The sequence below is a fragment of the Microcystis sp. LE19-84.1B genome, assembly GCF_027531875.1.
In the GTDB taxonomy this organism is placed as follows: Bacteria; Cyanobacteriota; Cyanobacteriia; order Cyanobacteriales; family Microcystaceae; genus Microcystis; species Microcystis panniformis.
On record NZ_JAPZSR010000398.1, the window covers coordinates 1 to 1,043 of the forward strand.

Consider the following 1,043-nt stretch of genomic DNA (forward strand, 5'->3'; position numbering starts at 1 on the left):
ACCATCAGCATCCGCTAAATTATTACTAGCGGTTAGGGTTTCATTTTCGGTAGCAGTACCAGCAATAGTTACACTCCCAGTAGGAACATCATTAACATTGACTACTGCACTGGTAGCACTACTATTAACCGTTTCTACTGTTCCTTGTCCATCAGTATAACTAACTTGTACTCGTATTTGTTTCCCGACTTGGTTATCCCCTAGAGTGAAAGTCGTATTAGTAGCACCACTAATATTAGTCCAATTTGTCCCATCGGTTGATTGTTGCCATTGATAATTTAGGGTTCCTAAACCATCAGCATCCGCTAAATTATTACTAGCGGTTAGGGTTTCATTTTCGGTAGCAGTACCAGCAATAGTAACTGAACCTGTAGGGGAATTATTAACATTGACTACTGCACTGGTAGCATTACTATTAATAGTTTCTACTGTTCCTTGTCCATCAGTATAACTAACTTGTATCCGTACAAACTTGCCAACTTGGTTATCCCCTAAACTTAGGGTAGTATTAGTAGCACCACTAATATTAGTCCAATTTGTCCCATCGGTTGATTGTTGCCATTGATAGTTTAATGTTCCTAAACCATCAGCATCCGCTAGGTTATTACTAGCGGTTAGGGTTTCATTTTCGGTAGCTGTTCCGGTAAGAGTAACTGAACCTGTAGGAGAAGCATTACCAGTAGTGGTAATATTTAGACTCCATCCCCCATCAATTGATCCCAAATCACTACCACTATCATCAATTACAAATAGTCTCCATGTACCATTAGCATTAGTCCCATTGAAAACCGATAAACTACTTCCATAAGTTCCCGTTGGTGCGGGTGTCGTAAAAGTGTCTCCTGTGTCAATATTGGTAGGTTTATAGGTTCCACTGGCGATTGCGGTGTCATCAGGAAGAGAATTAACGGCATTATCGTCAAAAGTGAGGTTAATTCCCGATAAATCCGTACTTCCCCCCACATCGGACATTAAAATTACTGTTTGTCCTTGCGGTCCGACTAAAAGAATATCAATATCATCGGGGTAAGTATGATTAATAT

1 protein-coding gene is annotated in these 1,043 nt (G+C 40.0%); it reads right to left on the reverse strand.

Annotation, left to right across the window (positions count from 1 at the left end):
- A partial coding sequence (locus O9324_RS22250) for a DUF8696 domain-containing protein (RefSeq protein ID WP_288141328.1) occupies window positions 1–1,043 on the reverse strand: 1,043 nt, incomplete at both ends.